This is a genomic window from Micromonospora sp. NPDC047548 (assembly GCF_040642975.1).
Lineage (GTDB): Bacteria > Actinomycetota > Actinomycetes > Mycobacteriales > Micromonosporaceae > Micromonospora.
Map to the genome: position 1 here is coordinate 27,553 of NZ_JBEYTI010000010.1, position 25,704 is coordinate 53,256.

At 74.8% G+C, this 25,704-nt stretch carries 28 protein-coding genes and 2 pseudogenes; 14 read left to right on the forward strand and 16 right to left on the reverse strand.

All coding sequences use genetic code 11. The annotated features are described in order from the left end of the window. The gene (locus tag ABZ807_RS13170; RefSeq protein WP_357156216.1) at positions 1-945 is read right to left on the reverse strand and encodes a DUF3500 domain-containing protein; all 945 of its coding nucleotides are present in this window, start codon (positions 943-945) and stop codon (positions 1-3) included. Between the two features lie 9 nt (positions 946-954). Next, a complete protein-coding gene (locus tag ABZ807_RS13175) occupies positions 955-1,347 on the reverse strand; it encodes an ankyrin repeat domain-containing protein (RefSeq protein WP_357156219.1) in 393 nt (130 codons plus the stop codon). A 400-nt stretch (positions 1,348-1,747) separates the two neighbouring features. Here ABZ807_RS13175 and ABZ807_RS13180 point away from each other — a divergent pair, with 400 nt between their 5' ends. The 7 genes and pseudogenes from ABZ807_RS13180 to ABZ807_RS13210 all read left to right on the forward strand — a co-directional run bounded on the left by ABZ807_RS13180 (position 1,748) and on the right by ABZ807_RS13210 (position 6,580). Continuing rightward, positions 1,748-2,356: a winged helix-turn-helix domain-containing protein gene (locus ABZ807_RS13180; RefSeq protein WP_357156223.1), complete on the forward strand. Its 609-nt coding sequence runs from the start codon at positions 1,748-1,750 to the stop codon at positions 2,354-2,356. Positions 2,357-2,378: 22 nt separating this feature from the next. Next, positions 2,379-3,053: a uridine kinase gene (locus ABZ807_RS13185; protein WP_357156227.1), complete on the forward strand. Its 675-nt coding sequence runs from the start codon at positions 2,379-2,381 to the stop codon at positions 3,051-3,053. A gap of 139 nt (positions 3,054-3,192) precedes the next feature. Further along, positions 3,193-3,591: a TraR/DksA C4-type zinc finger protein gene (locus tag ABZ807_RS13190; RefSeq protein WP_357156230.1), complete on the forward strand. Its 399-nt coding sequence runs from the start codon at positions 3,193-3,195 to the stop codon at positions 3,589-3,591. A gap of 52 nt (positions 3,592-3,643) precedes the next feature. Continuing rightward, positions 3,644-3,841: pseudogene (locus tag ABZ807_RS13195) on the forward strand (DUF72 domain-containing protein); the annotation flags it as partial. A 344-nt stretch (positions 3,842-4,185) separates the two neighbouring features. Next, complete coding sequence (locus tag ABZ807_RS13200; RefSeq protein WP_357156232.1) at positions 4,186-4,614, forward strand: DUF2267 domain-containing protein; 429 nt, start codon at positions 4,186-4,188, stop codon at positions 4,612-4,614. A 362-nt stretch (positions 4,615-4,976) separates the two neighbouring features. Next, on the forward strand, positions 4,977-5,303 hold the full coding sequence (locus tag ABZ807_RS13205; protein WP_357156236.1) for a hypothetical protein: 327 nt from the start codon (positions 4,977-4,979) through the stop codon (positions 5,301-5,303). Between the two features lie 8 nt (positions 5,304-5,311). Beyond that, positions 5,312-6,580: a cupin domain-containing protein gene (locus ABZ807_RS13210; RefSeq protein WP_357156238.1), complete on the forward strand. Its 1,269-nt coding sequence runs from the start codon at positions 5,312-5,314 to the stop codon at positions 6,578-6,580. 73 nt (positions 6,581-6,653) lie between these two features. Here ABZ807_RS13210 and ABZ807_RS13215 read toward each other — a convergent pair whose 3' ends face one another. From ABZ807_RS13215 to ABZ807_RS13235, 5 genes are all read right to left on the reverse strand, one after another. Then, complete coding sequence (locus ABZ807_RS13215; protein ID WP_357156241.1) at positions 6,654-7,319, reverse strand: hypothetical protein; 666 nt, start codon at positions 7,317-7,319, stop codon at positions 6,654-6,656. Further along, positions 7,316-10,000, reverse strand: coding sequence for an FtsK/SpoIIIE domain-containing protein (locus ABZ807_RS13220; RefSeq protein ID WP_357156245.1), 2,685 nt, complete (start codon positions 9,998-10,000; stop codon positions 7,316-7,318). Before ABZ807_RS13220 ends, ABZ807_RS13215 begins: the two co-directional genes overlap by 4 nt. Then, positions 9,993-10,907: a hypothetical protein gene (locus tag ABZ807_RS13225; protein WP_357156248.1), complete on the reverse strand. Its 915-nt coding sequence runs from the start codon at positions 10,905-10,907 to the stop codon at positions 9,993-9,995. Before ABZ807_RS13225 ends, ABZ807_RS13220 begins: the two co-directional genes overlap by 8 nt. A gap of 10 nt (positions 10,908-10,917) precedes the next feature. After that, entirely contained in the window at positions 10,918-11,178 is a 261-nt protein-coding gene (locus ABZ807_RS13230) for a hypothetical protein (RefSeq protein WP_357156251.1), read from the reverse strand. 260 nt (positions 11,179-11,438) lie between these two features. Beyond that, positions 11,439-11,834, reverse strand: a complete 396-nt coding sequence (locus tag ABZ807_RS13235) for a hypothetical protein (protein WP_357156254.1) — start codon at positions 11,832-11,834, stop codon at positions 11,439-11,441. Positions 11,835-11,953: 119 nt separating this feature from the next. Here ABZ807_RS13235 and ABZ807_RS13240 point away from each other — a divergent pair, with 119 nt between their 5' ends. Genes ABZ807_RS13240 through ABZ807_RS13250 form a run of 3 tightly spaced genes read left to right on the forward strand, consistent with a single transcriptional unit; the run spans position 11,954 to position 15,035 of the window. Further along, a complete protein-coding gene (locus ABZ807_RS13240; RefSeq protein ID WP_357156258.1) occupies positions 11,954-14,506 on the forward strand; it encodes an ATP-dependent Clp protease ATP-binding subunit in 2,553 nt (850 codons plus the stop codon). Positions 14,507-14,520: 14 nt separating this feature from the next. Further along, positions 14,521-14,685 (forward strand): hypothetical protein, encoded by a 165-nt coding sequence (locus ABZ807_RS13245; RefSeq protein ID WP_357156261.1) that lies wholly within the window; start codon positions 14,521-14,523, stop codon positions 14,683-14,685. Then, positions 14,685-15,035, forward strand: a complete 351-nt coding sequence (locus ABZ807_RS13250) for a DUF3140 domain-containing protein (protein ID WP_357156263.1) — start codon at positions 14,685-14,687, stop codon at positions 15,033-15,035. Before ABZ807_RS13245 ends, ABZ807_RS13250 begins: the two co-directional genes overlap by 1 nt. 55 nt (positions 15,036-15,090) lie before the next feature. On the opposite strand, the gene ABZ807_RS13255 is transcribed toward ABZ807_RS13250, so the two are convergent. The 3 genes and pseudogenes from ABZ807_RS13255 to ABZ807_RS13265 all read right to left on the reverse strand — a co-directional run bounded on the left by ABZ807_RS13255 (position 15,091) and on the right by ABZ807_RS13265 (position 16,253). Continuing rightward, entirely contained in the window at positions 15,091-15,327 is a 237-nt protein-coding gene (locus tag ABZ807_RS13255; protein ID WP_357156265.1) for a hypothetical protein, read from the reverse strand. A 19-nt stretch (positions 15,328-15,346) separates the two neighbouring features. After that, positions 15,347-15,601: pseudogene (locus tag ABZ807_RS13260) on the reverse strand (LysR family transcriptional regulator); the annotation flags it as partial. A 34-nt stretch (positions 15,602-15,635) separates the two neighbouring features. Beyond that, positions 15,636-16,253 carry a hemerythrin domain-containing protein gene (locus ABZ807_RS13265; RefSeq protein WP_357156267.1) on the reverse strand — a complete coding sequence of 206 codons (618 nt, stop codon included), beginning with the start codon at positions 16,251-16,253 and terminating at the stop codon, positions 15,636-15,638. Between the two features lie 163 nt (positions 16,254-16,416). Here ABZ807_RS13265 and ABZ807_RS13270 point away from each other — a divergent pair, with 163 nt between their 5' ends. Together ABZ807_RS13270 and ABZ807_RS13275 are read left to right on the forward strand one after the other, a co-directional pair. Beyond that, entirely contained in the window at positions 16,417-17,745 is a 1,329-nt protein-coding gene (locus ABZ807_RS13270) for a M20/M25/M40 family metallo-hydrolase (protein WP_357156269.1), read from the forward strand. Between the two features lie 49 nt (positions 17,746-17,794). Then, positions 17,795-18,466 carry a hypothetical protein gene (locus ABZ807_RS13275; protein ID WP_357156271.1) on the forward strand — a complete coding sequence of 224 codons (672 nt, stop codon included), beginning with the start codon at positions 17,795-17,797 and terminating at the stop codon, positions 18,464-18,466. Positions 18,467-18,554: 88 nt separating this feature from the next. Here the strand turns inward: ABZ807_RS13275 and ABZ807_RS13280 are convergent, their stop codons facing one another. The 6 genes from ABZ807_RS13280 to ABZ807_RS13305 form a co-directional block, all read right to left on the reverse strand. Next, positions 18,555-18,746 (reverse strand): DUF5703 family protein, encoded by a 192-nt coding sequence (locus ABZ807_RS13280; protein ID WP_053655860.1) that lies wholly within the window; start codon positions 18,744-18,746, stop codon positions 18,555-18,557. Positions 18,747-18,890: 144 nt separating this feature from the next. Beyond that, positions 18,891-19,460: a DUF3105 domain-containing protein gene (locus ABZ807_RS13285; RefSeq protein WP_357156273.1), complete on the reverse strand. Its 570-nt coding sequence runs from the start codon at positions 19,458-19,460 to the stop codon at positions 18,891-18,893. After that, positions 19,457-20,671, reverse strand: coding sequence for a PqqD family protein (locus tag ABZ807_RS13290; protein ID WP_357156275.1), 1,215 nt, complete (start codon positions 20,669-20,671; stop codon positions 19,457-19,459). The genes ABZ807_RS13285 and ABZ807_RS13290 overlap by 4 nt, the downstream gene beginning before the upstream one ends. Continuing rightward, entirely contained in the window at positions 20,668-21,771 is a 1,104-nt protein-coding gene (locus tag ABZ807_RS13295; protein WP_357156277.1) for a ThiF family adenylyltransferase, read from the reverse strand. Before ABZ807_RS13295 ends, ABZ807_RS13290 begins: the two co-directional genes overlap by 4 nt. Before the next feature lie 841 nt (positions 21,772-22,612). Continuing rightward, positions 22,613-23,794 (reverse strand): SseB family protein, encoded by a 1,182-nt coding sequence (locus ABZ807_RS13300; RefSeq protein ID WP_357156279.1) that lies wholly within the window; start codon positions 23,792-23,794, stop codon positions 22,613-22,615. Then, positions 23,791-24,210, reverse strand: a complete 420-nt coding sequence (locus ABZ807_RS13305; protein WP_357156281.1) for a YbaB/EbfC family nucleoid-associated protein — start codon at positions 24,208-24,210, stop codon at positions 23,791-23,793. The genes ABZ807_RS13300 and ABZ807_RS13305 overlap by 4 nt, the downstream gene beginning before the upstream one ends. A gap of 99 nt (positions 24,211-24,309) precedes the next feature. Between ABZ807_RS13305 and ABZ807_RS13310 the strand changes: the two genes are divergently transcribed. Both ABZ807_RS13310 and ABZ807_RS13315 read left to right on the forward strand, forming a co-directional pair. Beyond that, positions 24,310-24,642: a hypothetical protein gene (locus tag ABZ807_RS13310; RefSeq protein ID WP_357156283.1), complete on the forward strand. Its 333-nt coding sequence runs from the start codon at positions 24,310-24,312 to the stop codon at positions 24,640-24,642. Next, positions 24,639-25,703, forward strand: a complete 1,065-nt coding sequence (locus ABZ807_RS13315) for a hypothetical protein (RefSeq protein WP_357156285.1) — start codon at positions 24,639-24,641, stop codon at positions 25,701-25,703. The genes ABZ807_RS13310 and ABZ807_RS13315 overlap by 4 nt, the downstream gene beginning before the upstream one ends. The last annotated feature ends 1 nt before the right edge of the window (position 25,704 follow it).

A 25,704-nucleotide genomic window follows, 5' to 3' on the forward strand; every position in this document is an offset into this window, starting at 1 on the left:
TCAGTGGGCGCGGGCGTGGTGGGCGGCGAGCACGTCGGCGCCGAAGTCGCTGGCCGGGCGGCGCAGCACGGTGTGCGCGTGGTTGCCGTCGTCGGTGGTGTTGTCGTACTCGATCAGCAGGTCGTCGCCCTGCACCCGGTAGTAGTGCCGTGCGCCCGGCCGGGTCGACCCGGCCCAGGCGAAGTGCAGCTCGCCCCCGGCGAGCCGGTCCGCCTCGCGGACGGCCAGCTCGGCGGGGAGCCGGTCCAGATAGAGCGCCACGAGCTGGTCGAGCAGCGCCCGGCCGGTGACGCCGAGCCGGTCGCCGGGCACGCCCAGCGGGGTGATCGGCGCGTCGACTGACGGGCGGGTGGCGCTGACGATGTCCGCCGGCGCCTCGTCGGCGACGATCGCGGCGGCCCGCCCGGCCGGCCCGATCGCCTCCAGCAGCTCGCAGGCGAGGTCCTCCTCGACGCCCAGCGGGCGGGAGACGGGCCGTCCGGCGTGCCGGACGGTGGCGGGGTTGGCGCCGAGGAACACCGGGGCGGGGGAGACCTCGTCGTCGACCACCGTCATGCTCACCGACAGGTGGTGCCCCTCGAATCGCCAGGCCCAGCGGTCGTCGCGGGCCGGGTCGCCGTACAGGGCCACCCAGTAGTCGCCGCTGTGCCGGCCACGCTGCCACTCCTCGGCCCGGTCCAGCACCTCCTCCAGCGCCACCACCGCCATCGCCTGGGCGTACGCAGGTGGGCTCAGCGCGGTGGCCAGCAGCCGGTGCGCGGCCTTGCGCCCGGCGCGGTCCAGGTCGGCCAGGCAGACCCCGGGTCGCGGCCGGGGCCGGTACTCCAGCCGACGCCGGCCTTCGTCGTCAAAGGTGTGGCCGGCGGCGGCGCGGGCCGGCTCGTCGAGCGCGGCCAGCAGCGCGGTGGCCGCTGTGCGCATCCGCTCCGGTACGGGATCGTCCATGGTGTCGTCTCAGCGGGAGGTGAGCAGGGTGAGCATTTCCGGCAGGTCGAAGAAGCGGGCGGTCTCCACCGCCGACGGGCCGCCGTGCGCCGGATCCGCGCCGGCGTCGAGCAGCGCCCGGACCGCCTCGGCGTTCTTGCGGAACACGGCCGCCGCCAGCGCGGTCTGCCCCCGGTCGTTGGTGCGGGAGTGGTCGGCCCCCCGGGCGAGCAGAGCCGTCACCGTGTCCGGGTGGGCGTGGTACGCGGCCAGGATGAGCAGCGTGTCGCCCTTGTCGTTGGTCATGTTCACCGGCAGGCCGGCGTCGACGTAGCCGCTCAGCTCCTCGGCCCGGCCGTCGCGCGCCAGGTCGAACATCCGGTGGGCGAAGGCCAGCGTCTCGGCGTCCAGGTCGTCGGTCACCCGTCCAGGCTAGTCGGCGGACGCGCCCGGCGGACTGGTAGCTTGCCTGCCCACCACGGGAGGGTCACGTCGGCTACCGCCTCGCCGACGAGGCCAGGGTCCGGGTCGACCGGTCCCGCTGAGGAGGGTGCGGCGTGCCGGGGGGCCCTCCGCCCTGGTGGGTCGGCCGGGATGACCGACCAAAGTGAACCGGCGCGGGTACCCCCGTAGCCGGCCGCCCCGGCGACTCTGCTGTAATCATCTGGCTCGTACGCAGAGCGAGCGTTCGGCTGCGATGTGTTCGTCAATTGTCACATTCATGCAACGTGGCCGCCCCTTGACCCTCGCTCAGGGGCCGGGAAGCATCGATGAAGCGGCGTCCCGGGCCGTGGGATTACACCCGGACCAGCCAAGGAGGACCATGTCGGTCAGCCCCGCCTCGTCGCGCGCCGGATGGCATACGTCCCAACCCGCGGTTCCCGGTCGTCCCCCCGGCGGCCAGCGCCGCCCGGCGAACACGGCCACACCCGTGCTCACCGTGACCCTGTCCATCCCGTTGGCGTGTGAGGAGTCGTTGACCCCGCCGGCCCGCCGGCTGCTGGAGGCCGCCCGGGAGATGCTGGAGCGCGGCGAGGGCACCATCACCACCAACGGCGTCCCCGCCGAACGGCGGGTCGAGCCGCTGCCCGGCGGCCGGTCCCCGGCCCGGTCGCTCGCGCCGACCATCACGGCCCTGCACATCCTGGCCTCCTCCCGCTCGGTGCTGCGCGACGGCGAGTCGCTGCCGTTGACCCGGCTGGAGTTCGACCTGCTGCTGCACCTGGTGGCCCACCCGCGCCGGGTCTTCACCCGGTTGCAACTGCTCAACGCGGTCTGGGGCTACGAGCACGCCGGGGTCCGCACCGTCGACGTGCACGTACGCCGGCTGCGCGGCAAGGTCGGCGTGGACGTCCCTCTTGTCACCACCGTCTACGGGGTGGGCTACCGGCTCGCCGACGACGCCCGGGTCACCATCGACCACACCGGCTGACCGGCCGGGGCACCATGGTCGGATGCGTGTCCGACCCATCTCGCCCGAGCGGCTCGTCGCCGAGCTGACCGAGCGGCTCCTCTCCGCCGCGACCGAGCCGAGCCCCGCCGTCGCCCCGGCCGACCAGCCCGGCCGGCTGCGGGTCGCCGTGGACGGCCCGCCGGCCGCCGCGCCGCAGCGCCTCGCCGAGTCCCTGGTCGACCCGCTGCGCGCACTCGGCCGCCCAGTACTGCACGTGCGCGCCGAGGACTTCCTGCGGCCCGCCTCGATCCGCTTCGAACAGGGCCGGACCAACCCGGACGCGTACTACGAGAGCTGGACCGACGAGGCCGGGCTGCGCCGGGAGGCGCTGGACCCCGCCGGCCCGGGCGGCTCGGGGCGGGTGCTGCCCTCGCTCTGGGACGCCGGGACCGACCGGGCCAGCCGGGCGGCGTACGTCGCACTGCCGCCCGGCGGGGTACTGCTGATCAGCGGGGCGCTGCTGCTCGGCGGTGGGCTGCCCTTCGACGTCGCGGTGCACCTGGCGCTCTCGCCGGCCGCCCTGGCCCGGCGTACCGACCCGGAGCTGCGGTGGACCCTGCCGGCCTTCGCCCGGTACGCCGACGAGGTCGCCCCGGCCTCCTTCGCCGACGTGGTGGTCCGCGCCGACGACCCCCGGCACCCGGCCCTCGTGGAGCCGGACGAACCGGTCGACTGAGGCCGCAAAATTCATCGGTTTGATCCACTCCACGGACGGGTATTCGCCCGGCTCACCGAGCACGGGTGAGCTCACCCGTGCGGACCGTATCCGGGTGACCGGCCCGACCGGGTCGGGGCCCGACGAAAGGCAGGCAGCGATGCTCGTCCACGACACGGTCGGTACGGGCCGATCCCAGGCGGAGATCGACCAGATCCGACTCTCCCTGCAGGCCCGCCACGACGAGCTGTCCGCGGAGTACGAGCAGGCGGTCGCGCAGAGCCAGGTGCTGCGGCTGGTGGAGGTCGGCGACACGGCCGGCGACGACCAGGCCGACAGCGGCACCAAGACCGCCGAGCGGGACACCGCGCAGTCCCTGCTGCGGACGATCCTCGACCGCCGGGCCCAGTTCGAACACGCCCTCACCCGCCTCGACCAGGGCACCTACGGCTTCTGCGAGGGCTGCTCCGCGCCGATCCCGGTCGAGCGCCTAGAGATCTTCCCGTCGGCCACCTCCTGCGTGGCCTGCAAGCAGACGCGGGAGCGGCGGGCCGCCTGAGCGGGCGGGCGTCGCGGTTGCCGGTCAGGTCCGGGCGCGGTGGACTCTTCCCATGGGTGAGATCAAGGTGGGCACCGCGTCCTGGACCGACCGGACCCTGCTGGACTCGGGGTGGTACCCGCAGACCGCGGACACCCCGGAGAAGCGCCTGGCGTACTACGCCCGGCGCTTCCCACTGGTCGAGGTGGACGCCACCTACTACTCGCCGCCGGTGGAACGGACCGCGCGGCTGTGGGCCGAGCGCACCCCGGGCGAGCATCCTGGCCGGGCTGCTCGACGCCGGCTGAGCCGGCCGCCCGGTTCACCCGGTCGGGGTGACGCGAGCTCACCTGATCGCCGCGCAGCATGGTCGGTGTCTGCGGTCCGTCGACCGACGCCGACCGCGAGGCCGACAGCGACGGAGGTGGCCCATGGCGGTTCGGGTCGTGACGGACAGGCGACGCGGCGGGGTGCTGCACGTGGTCGGGACGGCCGACGGCAGCGCCCGCGAGCGGCCCGGTCGGTGGAGGCCGACCCGGCTGAGGCGGGGGCCGAGCGGGCCGCCACGCCGCGACGACGACCGACGGTGGGAGAGCGACGCACGGGGGTGGGCAGATGGCTGAGCAGTTGATTTCCGCGTTCGAGTCCTCGCTGGACAAGACGAACCTGATCCTCAAGGACATCGAGCAGGCGTACGGGTGGCCGAAGGCGCAGCGCAACCAGTCCTACGCGGCGTTGCGAACCGTCCTGCACCTGCTGCGGGACCGGATGTCCGTGCCGGAGAGCGCGGAGTTCGCCGCCCAGCTGCCGGTGCTGCTGCGCGGGATCTACTTCGACGGGTGGCAGCCCGAGAACGTGCCGATCAAGCTCAACCGCGACGACTTCCTCTACGAGGTCCGCCAGGGCTTCCCGTACGACGTGGAGGGCGGTACGGAGCGGGTGGTGCAGGTGGTGCTCGACACCCTGCGCCAGCACGTCACCCAGGGCACATGGCAGGACGTCAAGTCCAACATGCCGCGCGACCTGCAGCGGATGATCCCCTGACGGGTGATCCCCGGCCCGTCCCGCCCCAGCGGCGGGGCGGGCGCCGCGTGCGGCGGGGTCACCGCCGTCCGGCTGACGCGTGCCGGGGCGCCACGGCGACGCGCGTCTCGGCCGGGAAGCGCCGCAGGGTGGTGTCCAGCGCGCTTCCAGGGCACCCACGACGACGCCAACCTGTCGCCCACCGCCGTCACCCTCAACGGCGCGACCTCCCGTAACGGGTGAGCTCCGGCGGGGCCCGGCGAACCGTCCCTGTCGCCGGGTCCCGCCGTCTACGGTGTGGTTAGAGAAGATCGCGCGTGGGGTACCACCCGCTGCACGACAGGCCCCGACCTACGGCGGGGGCGGCACACGAGGGAGCAGCCATGGCACTCAACGACGACGACATGCAGACCACCAGCGGCGGCGGCGCCGAGGGCCCGGCCGACGGTGGTGCGACCCCGGGCCAGCAGGACGGTGGTGCCGACGGCGGTGCGGACCGTGGTGCGGACCAGGGCGCTGACCGTGGTGCGGACCGTGGCGCGGACCGTGGCGCGGACCGTGGCGCCGACCGTGGTGCCGAGGGCCCGGCCGACGGTGGCGCGACCCCGGGCAAGCAGGACGGCGGCGCCGACGGTGGTGCCGAGGGTCCGGCCGACGGTGGCGCGACCCCGGGCCAGCAGGACGGCGGCGCCGACGGCGGCGCCCGCTGACGACCGTCGTGACGACCATCGACCCGCCGGGCGGTCACCGCCGCCCGGCGGTCTCGTCCGCCGCCGACGCCCTCGCGCGCTGCGCCAGCGTCGAGCCGGCGAAGTTCGCCGCCGCCCACTGGGGGCGGGCCCCGCTGCTCTCCCGCGCCGACGAGCTGCCCAACGCCGACGGCTTCACCGACCTGCTCAGCCCCGCCGACGCCGACGAACTGCTCAGCCGGCGTGGGTTGCGTACCCCGTTCCTGCGGGTGGCCAGGGACGGCGAGCTCGTCCCAGCGGCGCGCTACACCGGCGGCGGCGGCGCCGGCGCCGAGATCGCCGATCAGGTCCTCGACGAGAAGGTGCTGGAGCTGTACGCCTCCGGTGCCACCCTGGTGCTGCAGGGGCTGCACCGCACCTGGCCCGCCCTGGTCGACTTCGCCCGCGACCTCGGCACCGCCCTCGCCCAGCCGTTGCAGATCAACGCCTACCTGACCCCGGCCGGCAGTCAGGGCTTCGCCACCCACTACGACACCCATGACGTCTTCGTGCTCCAGGTCGACGGCCGCAAGCACTGGCGCATCCACCCGCCGGTGCTGCCCGACCCGCTGGAGAAGCAGCCCTGGGGCGGGCGGGCCGACGAGGTCGCCGCCATTGCCGACGGTCCCGCCGCCCTGGACGTGGTGCTCGCCTCCGGCGACGCGCTCTACCTGCCGCGCGGCTGGCTGCACAGCGCGCAGGCACAGGAGTCCAGCTCACTGCACCTGACCGTCGGCATCCGCGCGCTGACCCGGTATGCCATGGTCGAGGAGCTGCTCGCCCTGGCCGCCGAGGATCCCCGGCTGCGGGCCGGGCTGCCCTTCGGCACCGATGTCGCCGACCCCGAGGCCATCGAGCCCGAGCTGACCGAGACCATCGAGGCGCTGCGGGACTGGCTGCTGCGCGCCGAGCCGGCGACGATCGCCGCCCGGCTACGCCATCGGGCCTGGCCCGCAGCTCGGCCGGCCCCGATCAGGCCCCTCGCCCAGGCCGCCGCGCTCGCCGCGCTCGCCGCCGACAGCCGGATCGCCCCCCGCGCCGGGCTGCGCTGGCAGCTCGCCGCCACCGATGACCACCGGGTGGCGCTGCGGCTGTCCGACCGCACGATCACCCTGCCCGGCACCTGCGAGCCCGCGCTGCGCACCCTGCTCACCGGCACCGTCACCCGGGTGGGCGACCTGCCCGGCCTCGACGACGACACCGACCGGCTGGTCCTCGCCCGCCGGCTGCTGCGCGAGGCCGTCGCCGTCCCCGCCTGAGCCGATCGGTGGCCCCCGCCCGGCGCACCGCCACGGCGCGATCCCGCCCGCCTGGCGAGCGGGGCCGCCGCGCTCAGCGGGTCAGCACCAGCAGCGCCACCGTGGTCGTCACCCCGGCGATCAGCACGATCGCCGCCGGACGGGGCCCGAGCAGGGCGTGCCGCCGGTCCGCCAGCCGCTTCGCCGGCGCCAGGCCGGCCAGCGGGCCGAGCAGCGTCACCACCAGGGCCAGCACCGGCAACCCCACCGCGAGGTCACCGCCGTAGCGGTGGCCGAGCGCGCGGGCGCCGGCCCCGAGCGCGTACGCCACCAGCGCGCCCGCCACCCCGCAGAGCCCCAGCAGCGGGTTCACCGACGCGGGCAGCTCACCCGGCTGCCCCGCCCGGTCCAGCAGCTCCCGCACCCCGCGCAGCGACGACACCGGGTCACCGGCGGCGTCCCGGGCCGGCCCCGGCGCTGAGCCGAGCCGCCGCCCGCCCAGCCCGAGTTGGCCCCGCAGCTCCGCCCAGAGGTGCCCCACCTCGGTGTCGACCCGCTCCACCATGGACCGGGCCTCCGCCACCTCCGCCTCGGCCCCGCGCAGCTGCGCGGCCGCCTCGGCCACCGCCCGTTCGGCGGCGGCACACTGCTGGTCGTGCCAGGCCTGCGCCTCGGCGCGCTGCGCCCGTACCCGGCCGGCCAGCTCGGCCAGCCGGCGGACGTGGGCGGCGTAGGTGTCAGTGGCGACCGGTTCGTTCATCGGGACGGACCATAAGGGATGATCACCTGTCCGGTGCGGTGCACCGCCCGGTCGAAGAAGAGCCCGCGCCACGGGCGGGGGTACCAGTCCGGGCCGCCGGTGCCCGGATAGAGCGAGGAGCCCAGCTCCGTGCCCTGCACGTCGAGGGCCACCCAGGCCCCGATCTGGTCGGTGCGGGCGGCCGGCCCGCCGAGGTCCACCCGCATCCGGGCCACCCCGCGCCACCAGGCCAGCACGTGGGTACGCCGTTCCGGCCCGTCGTGCAGGATCCGGCGCAGCTGCTCCAGCCCGCTGCGCCCGCCGGCCGGTGCCGCCAGCCGTCCGGCCGCCGCGTCCACGGCGAACAACAGCAGGTAGTGCGGGGTGCTCGGGGTACCCGGCCGGCCCAGTGCCTCGGCCGTCTCGGCCATCAGCTCCGGCACCGTCTCCTCGTCGTACCAGGCCGCGTCGTCGGCCAGGTCCTCGTAGAGGGCGCGGGCGGCCGGGTCGGCGTCCGGGTCGAGGCAGGCGATGGAGAACCGGGCGGTGCCCGGCCGGTGCTGGCGGGCCAGCGACCGCGCGGCGGCGTCGAGCACCGCGCAGGCCTCGTCCACCCGGGTGCCCAGCACCGCCAGGTTGCGCCCGGGGGCCCGGGGCAGCCGCAGCGCCGCCGAGCGGGCCTGCACGTCGATGATCTCCCCGAGCAGGGCGACCGGGCCCCGGGTCGGCGGGGTGTCGCCCTGCGGGGCCAGCGCCCGATGGTCCGGCGCGTCGGCGAGCCGGGGGACCGCGTCGCCGTCGAAGAGCCGCGCCGGGGCGGCGTCCTGCGGCCGCATCCGCCACAGCCGGTGCTGCAACTCGCTCCAGGTCTCCCAGTCGCTGGCCGACGGGATCCGGGCCACCTGGTTGCCCTCGGTCATCCCGGACTCGGCGTTGACCACCGCGTGGTGGCGGGGCAGCGCCTGCGCGGCGTCGTTGCGCTCGGCCAGGATGCGCAGCGCCTTGGGCAGGGCGATCCGCAGGGTGAACTGGGCGACCAGCGCCGGGCGCCCCCACAGCGCCTCGATGCCCCGCACGTCCTGCGAGGCGAGCACCAGGTGGATGCCCTGCGACCGGCCCCGCCGGGCCAGGTCCTCCAGCAGGTCGGCGGCCTCCCGGGCCAGCACGTCCCGGCCGGCCAGCAGCGCCTGGAACTCGTCGACCACCGCCACGATCCGCGGCCAGTGCCCGGTCGGGTCCACCGCCCGCAGCTCGGCGAGCTTGGTGACCTCGTGCTTCTTGGCGGCGTCGGCCCGGCGGCGCAGCTCCTCGGCGAGGAACCGTAGCAGCGCCAGCCCGAACTCGCGGTCGGTGTTGACGTTGATCCCGACCAGCCGCATGTGCGGCAGCCAGCTCGGGTCGCGCCGGCCCTGGGCGAACCGGGCGAAGGACACCCCCTCCTTGAAGTCGAGCAGGTAGAACTCCAGCTCGGCGGGGGAGTACCGGGCGGCGAGCGCGCCGATCCAGGCGAAGATCAGGTTGGTCTTGCCGGTGCCGGAGGGGCCGCCGATCAACGCGTGCGGCGGATAGTCGCCCAGGGTGAGCAGCACCGGCCGGCCGTGCGGGCCCTCGCCGATCGGGGCGGTCAGCCCGTGCGCCGAGTCCTCCTTCCACATCTGCTCCGGCGGGGGGAGCAGGTCGGTGAAGGGCGTCGGCGGCGGGCCGGCGTTGACCCGGGAGGCGATCTCCCGGCAGGTCTCGGTGACCAGCGCGGCGGGCGGCGGCGGGTCGAGGCGTACCGGCAGGCCGGACGGGACGCCGACGCGGGCATCGCCCGGCTCGGCGACGATCCGGGTGACCGTCGCGTCGTCCGGCAGCGGGATGCCCCGCACCACCATGTGCACCCCGCAGGCCGCGCCGGTGCGGACCACCCGGTCCAGTTGGCCGCGTTCGTGCCGGGACGGCTCGTCCCCGCCGAGCAGCACCACCACCCGCCACGGCTCCGGCCGGCGGCCGGTCGCCGCGGCCAGCTCGCGCAGCGAGGCGTACTCGCCGGCCAGCACCGTCTCGTTGATCCGGCGGATCTGCTCCACCAGGTCGTCCAGCAGCCGGCCCAGCCCGCCGGGGCCGACGAAGGTGAGCAGCCCGGCGGTGCCCAGCGGGGCGAAGCCGGCCAGCCCGCCACCCAGGTGCTCCGGGTCGTAGCCGTGCAGCCGCACCGCGCCCGGGTCGGCCTGGCCGACGCCGCGCAGCAGCAGCGCGCTCACCACCGCGTCGGCGCCGTCCCGGTCGCCGCCGGACAGGTGCACGTGACCGGCGTCCAGCAGCGGCACCAGCGCCGGGACCGGTTCCGCGCCGGCGATGCGCAGCGTGCCGACGCGTACCGGACCGACCGGCTCGCCGCGTCCGGCCGGCGCCGCCCGCCAGGCCGCCCACGGCGCGGACGCGGCGCCCGGCGCCTCCCGCAGCGCGGCGGCGGCGGCCCGCCGGGCCAGCTCGGCGATCCGCGCCGCGTGCCGGTCGTCGATCTCGGCCAGCCGGCGGTCGCGTTCCGCGCCGACCCGCTGCGGCACCGCCGCGGCGGCCCGCCGCACCCGGGCCAGCCGCTCCCGGGCAGCGGTCAGCTCCGTCTCGGCGCCGGCCACCCGGGTACGCGTCGCGCCGAGGGCCTCGGAGAGCATCCCCCGCACCCGCGTCACCAGTTGGTTGCGCAGGTCAGCCACGGTGTTCACCGGCGGGCCGGCGGCCGGAGACCGGCGCGGCGGCCGGCGCCCGACGGGGGTCGGGCTCGTCGCGGGGCAGGTCCCGACCGAGCCGGGCCAGCAGCACCCCGGTCAGCACGCCGGCGGTGACCGCCGGGTCGGCGGCGTGCGGCTGCTCGCCGGAGCGTGGCGGGGGCATCCGGCAGACCCGGGTGAGCAGGGTGTCCAGCACCGGCGGCGGCAACCCGGGGAGCAGGTCGCGGACCCGGCCGTCCAGCTCGCGCCGCAGCCGGCTCAGGTCGTCGGCGCGGGGCGGGTGCCCGAGCAGCTCCCCGGCCAGGTCGCGCAGCAGCGGCGGCGCCACCGCCGCCAGCCCCAGGCCGACGTCGGCGTGCGCCGTGCGCAGCTCCCGGTGCAGTCGGTCCCGGTCGCCGGAGCGGACCCCGGTGACCACCCGGCGCAGCAGCTCCCGGGAGTCGGCGATCCGCTCGTCCGGCTCGTCCGGCGGACCCGCCCGGTCCCCGGTCAGCTCCGCCACCCGCACCGACCACCAGCGCTTGACCGTCGGGTCGGCCTGCGGCGGCGGTGGCGGACCGGCCGGCGGTACGGTGTCGGCGCGGGGCGCGTCGTGCCGGGACCCGCGGCGGACCGGTGCCGCCGGCGGCGCGCCGTCGGGGGCCAGCCCGATCGCGGCCAGGTACGCGGACAGCTGCTCCTGCGCCACCCGCAACGCGTGCCCGGCGGCCTCCGCGTGCTCGGTGGCCGCGGAGAGCTCCGGCACCCCCATCGGGTTCGCTGACTCCTGCCGGACCCAGCGCAGCCGCTCGGTGGCCTGGCCGAACTTCTCCAGCGCCTGGGCCAGCGGCGCCAGCGGCAGCTCCTCGGCGGCGGCGCGCACCTGCGCCCCGACGTCCTCGATGATGGACACGGCCGCCGGCTCAGAGCGTCGAGACGTAGAGCTGCGCCTGCTCCACCGCGACGAGGGTCGCGGCGAGACACTCCTCCAGCTCCTGGCCGGCCTGGGTCAGCGAGGCCTGTGCGCCCTCCACCGTCTCGTGCCCGCTGCCCTCCAGCGCCCCGGCCAGGGTCTGCTGCGCCTCGGAGAGCTTCTCGCCGGCGGCCTGCACGGCGCTCTGCCCGTCACCGATCTGTTGGAGGGCGACCTCGATGGCTGCCTTCAGCTCGGCGACGCTCGCCACGGTGACCTCCTGGGGGCGGGGAGACGTCCATTACAACGCATACCCGTCGGGTAGAGAACATCCGCCCAGGCGGTGTTCCGGCCCTGGTGTCCGGTTTACCCCCGTGACGTGCGGGAAAGCGTCCGCCACCGGACCATCCGGTCCCACCAGGGGATCCCCAGGTCCCACTCACGGGACCGTCCGCCAGCCCCGCCTCACCTGCGCACGGGCGGGTTTCCGGGGACGGGGACCCGGTGGTCACGGGGCGAGCCGGCGGCGGGTCAGGTGGCGGGGTGGGTGTGCCCGCGCAGCCAGCGGGGGCCGTGCAACTCGGCGCCGAGGGCCGCCACCCGGTCGCGCAGCTCCCGGTCGGAGGTCACCACCAGCCGGCGCCGGCCCGGCGCGTCGCGCACCAGCGCCACGATGGCGTCGTCACCCGAACCGGGTGCCGGCACCATGTGCACCCCGGCCACCCCGGGCACCTCCCGGGCCGCGCCCTCCACCACCAGCACCACCTCCACCGGTGGTGGCAGCTCGGGCGGCAGCCCCCGGTCGGCCAGCGGCGAGAGGGCGTCGCGCAACCGGGCCGCGGCGCCGGCCCGGTCCCGCCACCAGCCGTCCGGCCGGGCACCGACCACGTTGGCGCCGTCGACGATCAGCAGCGGTCGGGAGTCCATGCCCCCAGCCTGCCATCAGGTGGCGTTTGTCGCGACGGTCGCCGGGTAGCCACCGGCGACCGTGCCGCCCGCGGTGTCGCCCCGGCGACCGTGCCGCGCCCCGACTGCGGAGGACAGAGATGATGGGACCCGGCGACTTCGGCTCCGACCCCTGGGACGAGTTCCTGGCCCGGTACTTCGGCCGGGGTGAGGGCGGACGCCGACCGGCCCACCGGGTCGACATCACCCGGCTGATGACCGCCGACGCGCGGGAGATGCTGGCCGACGCGGCCCGGCGGGCCGCCCAGCGACACAGCAACGACCTGGACACCGACCACCTGCTCTGGGCGGCACTGCAACGCGAGCCGCTGCGGGACCTGGTACGCCGGGCCGGCGCCGACCCGGACGCCCTGGTCAACGCCCTCGGCGGGCGCGGCGACGGCGCGCCCCGGGGCGAGGTGCCGCCGAACCTGTCGCTCACCCCCGCCGCGAAGCGGGCGCTGCTCGACGCCCACCAGCTGTCCCGGGCGATGGGGGCGAACTACATCGGGCCCGAGCACATCCTGATGGCGCTCCCGCTCAACCCGGAGTCTCCGGCCGGCCGGATGCTCGCCGCCGGCCGGATCCAGCCGGAGTCGTTGCAGGCGGCCAGCGCGGAACGCGGACCGATGGGCGGGCCGAAGCCCGACCGGGGCACTCCCACCCTCGACCAGTACGGCCAGGACCTCACCGACCTGGCCCGCAACGACCAGATCGACCCGGTGATCGGGCGGGCCGACGAGATCGAGCAGGCGGTGGAGATCCTGTCCCGGCGTACCAAGAACAACCCGGTGCTGATCGGCGAGGCCGGCGTCGGCAAGACCGCGATCGTGGAGGGGCTGGCCGAGCGGATCTGCGACGGCGACGTGCCGCAGACCCTGCTCGGCAAGCGGGTGGTGCAGCTCGACCTCGCCGGCCTGGTCGCCGGCACCCGCTACCGGGGCGACTTCGAGGAACGGCTGAAGAAGGTCATCGACGAGATCCGGGCCCACCGGGACGAGCTGATCATCTTCCTGGACGAGATCCACACCCTGGTCGGCGCGGGCGGCGCCGGCAGCGAGGGCGGCATGGATGCGTCCAACATGCTCAAGCCGGCCCTCGCCCGCGGCGAGCTGCGGGTGATCGGCGCGACCACGCTGGACGAGTACCGCAAGAGCATCGAGAAGGATGCCGCGCTGGCCCGCCGGTTCCAGCCGGTCCTGGTGCCCGAGCCCAGCGTCGAGGACACCGTCGCCATCCTGCGCGGCCTGCGCGACCGGTACGAGGCGCACCACCAGGTCCGCTTCACCGACGAGGCGCTGGTCGCCGCCGCCGAACTCTCCGACCGGTATGTCACCGACCGCTTCCTGCCTGACAAGGCGATCGACCTGATCGACCAGGCCGGCGCGCGGGTCCGGCTGCGCACCCGTACCCCCGCCGCCGACGTGCGGGAGCTGGAGCAGCAGCTCGACGAGGTGCGCCGGGACAAGGAGCAGGCGGTCGCCGACGAGCAGTACGAGCGGGCCTCCACGCTGCGCGACCGGCTCGCCGAGCTCGAGGAGCAGGTCCGCCGCGCCCAGGGCGACGACGGCACCAGCCAGGTCCCCTCGGTCGGCCCGCAGGAGATCGCCGAGGTGGTCTCCCGGGCCACCGGCATCCCGGTCAGCCAGCTCACCGAGGAGGAGCGGGACCGGCTGCTGCGGCTGGAGGGCCAGCTGCACGAGAAGGTCGTCGGCCAGGACGACGCGGTCAGCGCGGTGGCCGAGGCGGTGCGCCGCTCGCGTACCGGGCTGGCCGATCCGAACCGGCCGATGGGCAGCTTCCTCTTCCTCGGCCCGACCGGCGTCGGCAAGACGGAGCTGGCCCGGGCCCTCGCCGAGGCGCTCTTCGGCGAGGCCGACCGGATGGTGCGGGTCGACATGAGCGAGTTCCAGGAGCGGCACACCGTCGCCCGGCTGGTCGGGGCGCCCCCCGGCTACGTCGGTTACGAGGAGGCCGGCCAGCTCACCGAGGCCGTGCGCCGCCGCCCGTACGCGGTGGTGCTGCTCGACGAGATCGAGAAGGCGCACCCGGACGTGTTCAACATCCTGCTCCAGGTGCTCGACGACGGCCGGCTCACCGACAGCCAGGGCCGGACGGTGAACTTCAAGAACACCGTACTGATCATGACGAGCAACCTGGGCTCGGAGCTGATCACCGGCACCCAGCGCGCGGTGGGCTTCGGCGCTGGCGAGCCGGGCAGCACCCAGGAGAGCGACGAGCTGCGCGAGCGACTGATGCGCCGGCTCCAGGAGAATTTCCGCCCGGAGTTCCTCAACCGAATCGACGAGACCATCATCTTCCGGCGGCTGGAGGCCCAGCAGCTGCGGCAGATCACCGAGCTGCTGCTGGAGGAGACCCGTCGCCGGCTGCACGCCCAGGACGTCCAGGCGGACTTCACCACCGCCGGTGTCGACTGGCTCGCCGAGCACGGCTACCAGCCGGAGTTCGGGGCCCGCCCGCTGCGCCGGGTGATCCAGCGGGAGGTGGACAACCGGCTCTCCCGGATGTTGCTGGAGAACCAGCTCGCGCCGGGGCAGAAGGTCACCGTCGACGCGCGCGACGGTCAGTTGGCCTTCGAGGTGGGCGCCGGGGAGCGCGGCTACACCGCGGCCTCGACGTCCCACCCTCGATGACCCGGAGGGCGGACATGACGGAACCGGAGGAGAGCGACGAGGAGACCGACCGCACGGAACCGATCCTCGCGCCGCCGACGGCGAACCCGGCCCGGGTGCAGGTGCCGCCGGAGGGCCTCAAGCAGCGGACCGACCACGGGGACCCGGCGCCGCCCGGGTCACCGGAAGAGGAGGCGTGATGGTACGCGAGCAGCGACTCGACCCCGAGGTCGAGGTGATCTGGGATGACTTCCACGCCGAGGTGAACGTCCCCTCCGAACAGCTGCGGCAGTGGCTGTTGACCCGGGGCTCGGGGGAGGAGTCGTTCGGCGCGAACCCGGACCTGGACCTGCCCCAGCCGGGCCGCCACATCCTGCGGGTGCTCACCAAACGCAAGGTGGACCTCACCCCGGAGGACATCGAGGTGATGCGGGACGCGATCGACCGCATCCGTTCGTTGATGGACGAGAAGCCCCGCGGCGGCAACGCCGACGCCGAGTGGCGGCACTCCCTGCTCGACCTGGGCCACGACGTGCTGGTCGAACGCTGACACCTGCCGTGCCGTTCCGTGCCCGCGTGCGACCTGCGCACGCGGGCACGCCGGCTTACTCGGACTCCATGCTGGGCAGTTGCAGCCCGGCCGCGTCGGCGGCGGCCTGGCGGTCGACGCGGGCGCGCTCCTCCTGGCTGAGCAGGGTGGCGTACTCGGTGATGTCGGCGGGGTCGGGCACCTCGGGCAGGCGGCGCAGGAAGCTCTCCAGGTCGTGGGAGGCGGCGGTGTGCGTGGCGGCGGCCTGGCGCAGCAGTTCCCGCTCGTCGGCTGCCGGGTAGAGATCGGTCATGCCGGCCAGATACCCGTCGTCAGGCCGTTCGCACCCCGGCGGGACGCACCGGCGCCGGTCGGGCCCCGAACTCCGGATGCCGCAGCAGCCAGGCCAGGTGGTCGGGGTGCGGCGCCAGGGAGTCCGGGTACGCCGCGACGGCCGCCTCCAGCACCGGCTCGGCGACCCGGGTGGCGGGCGACTCGGGGTGCCAGCCCAGCAGCAGGCGCCAGCGCAGCGGCGTGCCGGCCAGCCGCCGGGTCACCAGGCCGGCGACCGGACGGAAGGTGGCCTGGAAGGGCCGGAGCGGATCGGCGTCGGGCGGTGGATCAGCCCCGCGCGTCCCGCTTCAGGTCGGCCAGGTACGTCCGCCGCCCGGTGACCGCGTCGCGGACCTTGTCCACCACGCCCAGCGCTGGTTCGACGACCCGGTTCCACGGCGGGGTGGCCGGCGTGCCCGGGTGCGGGCGGGTCGGGGCCGCCTCCTCGGCGATCTCCCACCGGTTGCCCAGCCGGATCAGCTCCGCGTCGGTGGCCACCTCGCGCAGCGGGGTGATCAGCGCCGACACCGCCTCGACATGCCGGCGGACCCGTGCGGCGACGTCCGCCAACGCCAGGTCGTCCGGCCCGCTGAGCGCCTTGAGCGCGGCCAGCAGCGCCGCGTCCGCGGCGAGCTCCCGGTCGATCCGGTCGGCCGCCTCGGGCAGCGCGGCCCGCGCGGCGGGCAGCAGGTACTGCTGCTCCGCGGAGAGGTGCCGGGAGATCGCCGCGGTCAGCACCTCGGCCACCTCCCGGCGCCGCTCGGGGGTCAGCCGCGGGTCGGTGACCTGATCGGCCAGGCCGAGCAGCTGCCGGTGCTCGGTGTCGGCGATGTCGGCCATGCTGCGCCCGCCGGGCCGGTAGGCGTCGTCGGCGGTGGGCGGCAGGGGCGGGAGCGGGACGGTCATGAGACCCTCCTCGACGGGCGGCCGGAGCGTGGGGACGGCCGGCGCGACGGGCGGTGCGGGGACGCCAGCGCGGTACCCGTACCGCAAGATCGTGAAACGGGGTGCCGCGCGCGACGGCCGGCCGGGCCGCCGCCCGGTGCGGCCCGACTGGTAGAAAGAGGCGATGACGAGCGACCCCGCCTCCGCCCGACCCGACCCCACCGACGAGGTCGTGGAACTCTGCCGCGACCTGCTGCGCATCGACACCACCAACACCGGTGACAACGTCACCAGCGCGGGGGAGCGCCTCGCGGCCGAGTACGTCGCGGAGAAGCTGGCCGAGGTCGGCGTCGAGTCCGAGATCCACGAGTCCGCCCCGGGCCGGGCCAACCTGGTCGCCCGGATTCCCGGCACCGACCCGGGCCGCGACGCCCTGCTGGTGCACGGCCACCTGGACGTGGTGCCGGCCGACGCCGACGAGTGGTCGGTGCACCCCTTCTCCGGCGAGATCCGCGACGGCTACCTGTGGGGCCGGGGCGCGATCGACATGAAGGACTTCGACGCGATGGTGCTGGCCGTGGTGCGGCACTGGCAGCGCACCGGCGTCCGCCCGCCACGCGACATCGTGCTCGCCTACACCGCCGACGAGGAGGCGGGCGGCGACTACGGCGCGCACTTCCTGGTGCAGCGGCACCGGGACCTCTTCGACGGCTGCACCGAGGCGGTCGGCGAGGTCGGCGGCTTCTCCTACTCCATCGACGACGCGTCTCGGCTCTACCTGATCGAGACGGCGGAGAAGGGCCTGGACTGGCTACGGCTGCACGCCAAGGGCCGTCCCGGGCACGGTTCGTTCATCCACGACGACAACGCGGTCACCGCGCTCGCCGAGGCGGTCGCCCGGATCGGGCGGCACCGTTTCCCGGTCACCGTCACCCCGACCGTGCGGGCCTTCCTGGAGGAGGTCTCCGACGTGCTCGGCATCGAGGTGGACCCGGACGACCCGGAGGCGGCGATCGCCAAGCTCGGCCCGATCGCCAACATCATCGGGGCGACCATCCGCAGCACCGCCAACCCCACCCGGCTGGCCGCCGGCTACAAGGACAACGTCATTCCCGGCCGGGCCACCGCCACCATCGACTGTCGCAGCCTGCCCGGCCAGTCGGAGATGCTGGAGCGCCAGCTGCGCGAACTGGTCGGCCCGGACATCGACATCGAGTACATCCAGCGCCAGCCGGCCCTGGAGACCACCTTCGACGGCGACCTGGTCGAGGCGATGTCGGCGGCGCTGCGCGCGGAGGACCCGGGCGCCCGCCCGGTGCCGTACATGCTCTCCGGCGGCACCGACGCCAAGGCGTTCTCCCAGCTCGGCATCCGTTGCTTCGGCTTCGCGCCGTTGCGACTGCCAGCCGATCTCAACTTCTCCGCCCTGTTCCACGGCATCGACGAGCGGGTACCGGTGGACGGACTACAGTTCGGCGTGCGGGTCCTCGACCGATTCCTCCGTACCTGCTGACCGGGTCCGGCACCGGACCGCATCCTCCCCATCGCGAAGGGACTCCCTCATGATCGACCAGCACGGTGAGCTGGACGCTGCTCTGGAGCGCGTGATCGACGCCGCCCGCGCCCACCTGACGGCCGTGCGTGCCGCCCAGGGCCGGATCGACGACGACGGCGTCTGGCAGGCGTACGTGGCTTTGAACAACGCCTCGTACGCCTACGACGAGCAGTTGCTCGACGCGTACGGCGAGGTCACTCCGTGGGACGTCGAGTCGATCGACCCCGACGAGGCCGACGAGCGGTTCGCCGGCCTGGAGGGCCCCGAGCCCACCGACCCGTACTCGGCGGTCATCTCCGTGCGGCAGCGCCGCGACTACCGGGTGCCGAGTGTCTCCGCGCTGATCCGGGTCGCCGAGGCGGCCCGCCGCGAGGGCACGCCGGAGGAGGATGAGCCGGCGCCGGTCGAGGGTGTCGGCGAGGCGGTGCTGGAGCTGCTGCAGAGCGGCGACGGCTCGCTGAGCGCACTGGACGTGCCGGAGCTCGAACCGCTCGACGGCGTGGTGATGGTCAGCGAGGTCGGCACCCCGGTGGACCTGGAGTCCTTCGACGACGACGACCCGGTGGGCCCGTTCCAACCGGCCCCCGACGACCGGCTCGTCGGGCGCCTCGACGAGCACCCGTTCCTCGACGAGGACGAGCACGACCACGAGCACGACCACGCCGGGCACCCGCTCTAGGCCGCGACACCCCGGGGCCCGACCGTGCGGTCCGGGCCCCGGGCGCGTGGGCTTCCGGCGCCGGGTACGCCGTGCGGCGTACCCGGCGTCAGTAGGACAGGCCCGGCTGCGGCTGGTTGACCCGCCGACGGCGCAGCACGACCTGCCGCGTGCCGTCCCGGAACAGCCGCACCCGGGCCAACTCCCATCCGGAGAACTCCGCCTGGATCGCCAGCTGCGCTGCGGCGGTCAACCGGTCGACGTTCGGCGGCAGCCGCAGCGGCGCGTATTCGTAGTCCATGGCCCTATGCTGCCCAGCCCGCAGGCCGTCCGCCACCCCCTCCCGCGTGACCCGCGCCCGCTGGCCGGCACCCCGGCCGCGATGGCGTGCCACCCCGGGCCGGTCGGCGTGGACGGCGCGGGCCGCCGACCGCACCCGCCGCCGTCAGGCCGACACGCAGTCCGTCGCGCCGTGCCGCCAGCCGTGGTCGTAGCGGCCGGCCACCCTGGTGACGAAGTCCCCGACGGCCCGCTCGTCGAGCGTGTCGAGCCGGCGCTGCCGCTGCCAGCCGCTGAGCCCGATGCCGTGGCCCAGCGCCGGGTAGGGCGCCACCACCACGTCCCGCGGGTGCCGCCGGCCGATCCGCTCCAACGCCTCGACGTCGGCCGCGGACACGTCGGGGGCGTACTGGACCAGCACGTGCCCGTGCTCCAGCACGTGCACCTGCAACTCCTCCGGCACCGGGTCGCGGTAGACGCCCGGCACGACGACGCGGGGCGAGTGCGGGCCCGAGGTGGGCGGCATGGTGCGGTACGGCTCGTGCGGGGCGCCCTCGTACGGGATGTGCCGCTCACCCTCGAACGGCTCGGCGGTGCCGGGCATTTGGTCGCAGGGGAGCGCGGCGTTGTCGTCGGCCAGGCCGACCAGCACCCCGATCCCCAGGCTCGACATGGTCACCACACTGAGCGTGGTGACGACGGCGCTCACCAGCACGCCCCACCAGTTGCGGCTCATGCGACGGCCTTTCTGGCCCGGTGACGATTTCGCACAATGACCCCGAGGGGGAGCAGAACGTTGAGTGACGCGAATGCGAGTAGCGCTATGCCCTCCCACCAGTAGGCGCTCAGCAATGGCGCGCCGATCAGCACTCCACCGGCCCAGCCGAAGGTGACTTTCGCGCTCGGCCACAGAAAGTGCAGAACGAACCAGGCCAGCCAGATCAGACCGGCGACGTAGAGCAGGCGGTACCACCGCGACACCCGCAGGTCCCGGGCGTGCGCGTGACGCAGGATCGTGGCCTCCTCGGGACTGAGCAGGCGGAACAGCCGTTTGAGGGAGAGCCGGGTCACCTGGTGCAGGTTCTGGCAGCCGGTGGCCGTGGCCATCACCAGGTACATGTCCGTACGCAGATAGGCCAACGTCTGGAAGGCCAGCTTCACCGCCTGGCTGAACACGACCATGGCGAGGACCCGGATCAGGTCCGGCGGCAGGTCGACCCAACCGCGGGACCAGGCGAAGCGGGGCGCCACCGCGGCGAACAGCAGCACACCGTCGATGGCCATGCCGGCCAGGAACGGGCCGTAGCGGCGTTCCGGCGGCAGCGCCCACAGCCCGGACAGGTCGGTCTCCAGCACCGGGAAGATGCCCCGCCGTTCGACGCGCAGCCGGGAGGGCACCCCCACGGCCGCTCCGGCGAAGGCGTGCCACACCTCGTGCACGACCGTCAGCACCACCACGACGACGTTGGTGATCAGCAGGCTGAGCACGACGTCGGGGAGGATGAAGGTGTCCTCGTAGGTGGGCAGGAGCGACGGCTCGGCGACGAACATCGCCACCGACGCGACGAGGGCACCGACGTAGCAGGTCCAGGCCGTGCGGCCGAACAGCGGCCGGACCAGCCGGGCCGGGATCCGCGACACCGACCAGTGTCGGGCGGTGGCCGGTGGCGTCCCCTCGGTGGCGTGCCCGTCGATGATGCCAGCGTCGACGAGCACCTCGACGAAGTCGAGGGCGTCGATCGGCTCGCTGGTCTCGCGTTCCATCTCGTCGGCGGCCTCGGCGACGGTACGGCCGGCGGCGAAGAGTTGGACCAGCCGGGCCCCGACCTCGGGTACGACGACGAAGTTCCCGCTGGCCGGGTCGCCGACGACGAACTCGTCCTCGGTCTCCCGGCGGACGACGAGGTTGGCCACGCCGGGCCGGCTGTCGAGCCCGAGGCGGCTCACGTCTCCTCCTGGACCCAGCCGCAGGTCTCGCACTTGTGCTCGGCCCGCGGGGTCACCACGTAGTGGTAGGTCAGGTCGGTCAGGCTCAGGTGGAACATCCGGCCGAGCGTGGTGGTGGGGATGCCGCCCAGGTGGTAGACCGCGTCGAGGGCGGCGAGGTGGCCGGTGAGGTTGGCGGTCGGGGCGATCACCGCGTGCCCGGTGAAGGTGAACAGCTCCTCCGGCTCGGCACCGTAGTGCTCGCGGAGCCGGTCGCCCACGCTGGGCAGGCAGGCCTGGCAGCAGGTACGCCCCGGCACGAACAGGCCGACGACGGCCATCGGGCCGGCGTACTGGGCGATCATCCACGGCGTGCCGGTCTCCAGCGCGGCCCGGTTCGTCCACTCGCGGATGGTGTGCCGGGGCTGATCGGCGCAGAGCACGAGGAGGTCCCGGCCGCGCATCAGCGCGGCGACCGACCCGGTGGAGTCGACCCGGGTCTCCTCGCCGGTGACCGTCACGTGGGAGTTCATCCGGCGGAGCCGGTCGACCGCGACGGGCAGCTTCGGCGCGCCGATGTCGTCCTCGGTGTAGAGCAGCTGCCGGGTCAGGTTTCCCGGCTCGATCACGTCGAAGTCGACGCAGTGCACGGCCCCCACCCCGGCGGCGACGAGGGAGGAGGCCACCGCCGAGCCGGTGCCGCCCAGCCCTAGCACCGCGACGCTGCTGCCCTTGAGTCGGGCCTGCACCTCGAAGCGGGACGAGCGGGGGGTGAGGTCGACCCACGCGTGGTAGGTGAACGCCCGGTCGTAGCGGTCGATCTCGGCGGGGCTCAGGCTGGGCGGGGGCGGTGCGGCCGCGTCCTCGACGTAGCCGGCGTCGATGATCGTCTGCATCGCGTCGGTCGCCTCGTCCGCGTCCATCCCGGGCCGGTCGGCGCGTAGGGCCGCGACGATCTCGGCGCGGCTGCGGGTGCCGTCCATCAGGCCCAACAACGCCCACAGGGTGCCGTCCTCGTCGTCGATCTCCGCGCCGATGCCCAGCTGCCGGCCGCCGATGTTGATCAGTGTCGGGCTCAGCCGCACCGGCTTGTGAATGCCCTTGATCCGTGGTCGCCGCATCTCCGCTCCGAGCTCCTCCGCGATGGGTGACCGGGGCGCGGCGAGCCGCGCCCCGGTCGGGAACGTGATCAGCCGCAGATGTCGTTGCGGCAGCCCGGGTCGATGATGATTGCGGTGGTCTCGAGCTTCTCGAGCTTCCGCACGACGACCTTGGCCGGCTTACGCTTGATTTCGGTCTTACGCTCCATGGCTTCCTCCGAACTGAGCGGGGCGGACGCGGCGAGCTTGCTCGCGTCGCCATCATTAGAGCACCCGGAAATACTTCTCACAATATTTAGCTCTGTCGAAACGTGGACGGCTCCGGTGTCCCTATTCCGACCGTCGGACGGGGTCAGGAAATGGGCAGATAAAGGCCGCGGCACTGCAGGTGTCGGGCAGAAAACTGCGCTTCCGGACAGATCATGCACGCCGGTTTGATCGATTTATGGGTGCGCGACAGTTGGTAAAGGATGATCGGCGGGAATAACGCACTGCGGGGTTGTTTGAGGCGGTCCGGCGGGAAGGTCGGGGGCTGGCGGCGATGGCGGCCCGCCGTAGCGCCGCAGCGCGTCGGGCCGCGCTGTGGCGACCGCCTCTCGCGGTCGGCCCGCGTCCGGGCCCCGCGGTGGCGCGTCGGGCCGCGCCGTCGTGGTCGTCGCGGCCCGAGCGCGGCCTGGCCACCGGGCGGTGGCGTTGTCGGATCCGACCGGGATCATCGGGCCGGGCCACCGTGACCACCCGGCCGGCGAACCGACAACACGGCCCCGCCAGCAGGGGGCCGAGGCCGTGACCGCCGCCGGCCGGCGGGTCCGAGGGCGTGACCGCCGCCGGCCGGCGGGGCCGACGACGGCGAACGACCTTGCTAGTGCGCGGCGGTGTCGGGTTCCTCGACGGCCGCCGGGCCGGCGGGCCCGGCGGCCGGTGCGTCCGGGCCGGTCAGGTCGTTCGCGGCCAGCAGCGCGGCCAGCGCCGGGGCGGTCAGCGTCAGGCCGTGGGCGGCGCCCGGGTCAACGGCGAGACCCCAGCCCGGGTCCGGCCAGTCCGCCAGCAGTTCGGCGGCGGACAGCGCCACGAACGGCACCCCGTCGCCGGCGAAGGCGGTCAGCGCGTTCGCCGAGCTGAAGACCGGCAGCAGCAGCGTCCGGTCGGCCCCGAGGACGACCGTCCACGGGAAGTCCCGGTCGGGCGACGGCTCGCCGGCCAGCGGTACGCAGACCGGGCCGGCGGCCAGCACCCCCAGGTAGTGGGGGAGGTCATGCCGGGCCGCGGCCCGCGCGAGCAGCTCCGCGGGCTCCGGCTCCTGCTCGGGCGAGGGCGGCCGGGCCGGCTCGGCCCGCTCCTGCGCCCGGTGCCGGCCCGACACCCGCTCCGGCTCGTGCGGGTCCGCCCCGCCCGGGGAAGCGGGGGTGCTGGTCGGGCCGGTCCCTCCCGTGCCGGCGGTGTCCGTCCCGGGGTCCCGGGCCGGGTCCCCGACGCCGGTCGGGGTCGCTGCGGCAGCCGGCCCGGAGTCGGGCAGCCCCGTCCCGCCGGGACCAGTGGTCGGTGGGGGCAGCGGGTTCCCGACCGGTGCGGTGACGTCCCCGCCGGGCAGACCGGCGGCCGTGGCCCCGGCGCCGGGCGCGTGCGTGGCCTCCGCGTCGGCCCCCATCGCGACGCCGGCCCCCATGGGAACGGTCACCTCGACGGCCGGCGCGCCCGGCGCCTCCGCCGCGCTGACGGGTGGGAGCACCCGGCAGGCGAGCGCGGTCGGGTCGGCGGTCAGCACGGCGGCGGCGGTGCGCGCGGCGAAGGCGCTCCACCAGTGCAGGCCCTCGGCGGTACGCGGCGTGGCGTGCCACCAGCCGCCGTCGCCGTCGGGCCGCCAGCCCAGGTCGGCCAACTGCTGCCCGTCGTAGCCGGGGCAGTGGCCCTCGACGGTGTCGCGGCGCACGGACAGCCGGAGCCGGCGCGGCCCGGCGGCGAGCTCCAGGTCGGTGTCCCGGTCGCAGGCGACCAGCGTCCGGTGCAGTCGGGCCACGATTTCCGGCCAGCCGGGGGCGGTCACGCCGGCGGCCTCGGCAGCCGGGCGTCCAGGGCGCCGAGTCGGGCGACGGCCTCCTCCAGGCGGCCCAACGCCGCGAAGTCGCCGGGCTTCCCGAACAGCTCGGTCAGGCCCGCCCCGAGCGTCGCGTCGAGACCGTCGGCGCGCTCGTCGAGCTGGGCGGTCGCCGCCGTCCGGGCCCGCCGGTACGCCGCCAGCACCATGGCCGCGAGGTCGGCGGTGCCGGACCGCAGCGCCGCCGGCTCGATCGTCAGGTCGGTGAGCCCTCCGGCAGCATCCACGGTGGCCGACACCAGGCCGGTCTCGTCGGTGGCCGTGCCGCCCAGTTCGTCGAGGTCTGCGTGCAGCCCGGCGAAGCGGCGTTCGATGTCGGCGAGCCGGCCGGCGAGCGCGTCCAGACCGGACAGCGGATCAGTCATGCGGGCTTCCTCCCTTTCGTTCCTCCTCGGGCCGGGGTGGCGCCCGAAGGCCGGGGAATCGTATCTTCGACCCGCGTCGGATGCGGGGGAGGAACGACGATGGCAGGTGACATCGAGGTGGACGTGACGGCCGTGAAACGGCTTGAGGCGGCCGCCACCGGGGTGGCCAACGCGCTGGGAGGGCTGGAGAGCCGCGTGGTGGCCGCGGGTGACCTGCCCGACGGCGCCTTCGGCCACCTGCCGTTCGCCAGCGACATGCTGCGCGCCAAGTACGCCGAGCAGGTCGCCGACGGCACGACGCTGTTCCGGGCCGGTCAGGACGCGTTCACCCGGGTCGGCGCGGCGCTGGGGTCCACCGCCGAGGCGTACGAGCGCAACGAGCAGGACATCGACTCCGGCTTCCGGGCGATGCGCGAGGGGATGGGCCGGTGAGCGGGCCAGCCGGCAGCGCCGTCCAGCTCTGGAACGGCATCGACAACGCCCTGTCCGGTGTGGAGGACGTGGTCGACAGCGTGTGCCGCACCCTGGCCTGGCCGCTCATCCAGCTGGTCGACATGGTCGACGGCGAGCCGGAGGCGCTGCGCGCCCGGGCCGGCGACTGGGACGCCCTCGCCGCCCAGGTGCGCGAGCTGGCGCTGAGCCACCGCGGCGTGCGCGAGGCCGAGCAGCCCGGTTGGCGGTCGCCGGCGGGGGAGGCGTACGGCAAGCGACTCGCCGAGGTCGAGCAGCAGCTGCTGGACGTGGCGGGGCAGTTCACCGCCACGGCCGAGTACCTGCGCGGGGTCGCCGAGGGCCTGCAGATCGTCCACGAGGTGCTGGTCGACCTCTGCGTCGAGTTCGTCAACTGGATGCTGGTCACCCTGGTGACCGCCCTGCTCATGGCGCCGTTCACGGCCGGGGCCTCCTGGGCAGCCGGCATGGCGGTCACCGCGACCCGTGGCATGATCGTGCTCACCCGGTCGCTGAAGATCATCCGCCCGCTCGCCACCCACCTGCAGAAGGTCATCCGGCTGCTCCAGCGGGTCATGCTCTACCTGCGCAAGCTGCGCAACCACCTGGACAAGCTGGTGGACAAGCAGAAGGCGCTGCGGATGGGGCAGAAGGCGATCGACAAGCGGCGCGCCGCGGGCAAGGCCGACAAGTGGTTCCACAAGATCACCGACCCGGCGAAGGGCACCTTCAAGCTCGGCAAGTCCGGGTCGCCGTTCGACATGGGGATGGTGGAGCGGGCCGGCGCCCTGCGCGCGCACGGCCTGGCCGACGGCGGCCGGATGATCGCCCGGGACTGGGCCACCAACCTGCCCTGGAATGTGCCGAACTCCGTCGTGCACGGCGCGGTGTGGGGCGGCACCGCCCTGGTCAGCGGCCTCTCGGTGCCCGGGTCCGACCTGGTGCAGGACGAGATCGGCGACGCGGTGCAGAGCGGTGCCGACTGGATCGACCAGAATGTCTTCGGGCAGCCGCCCGCCGAGCAGCAGCCGGCGGGCCGCTGAT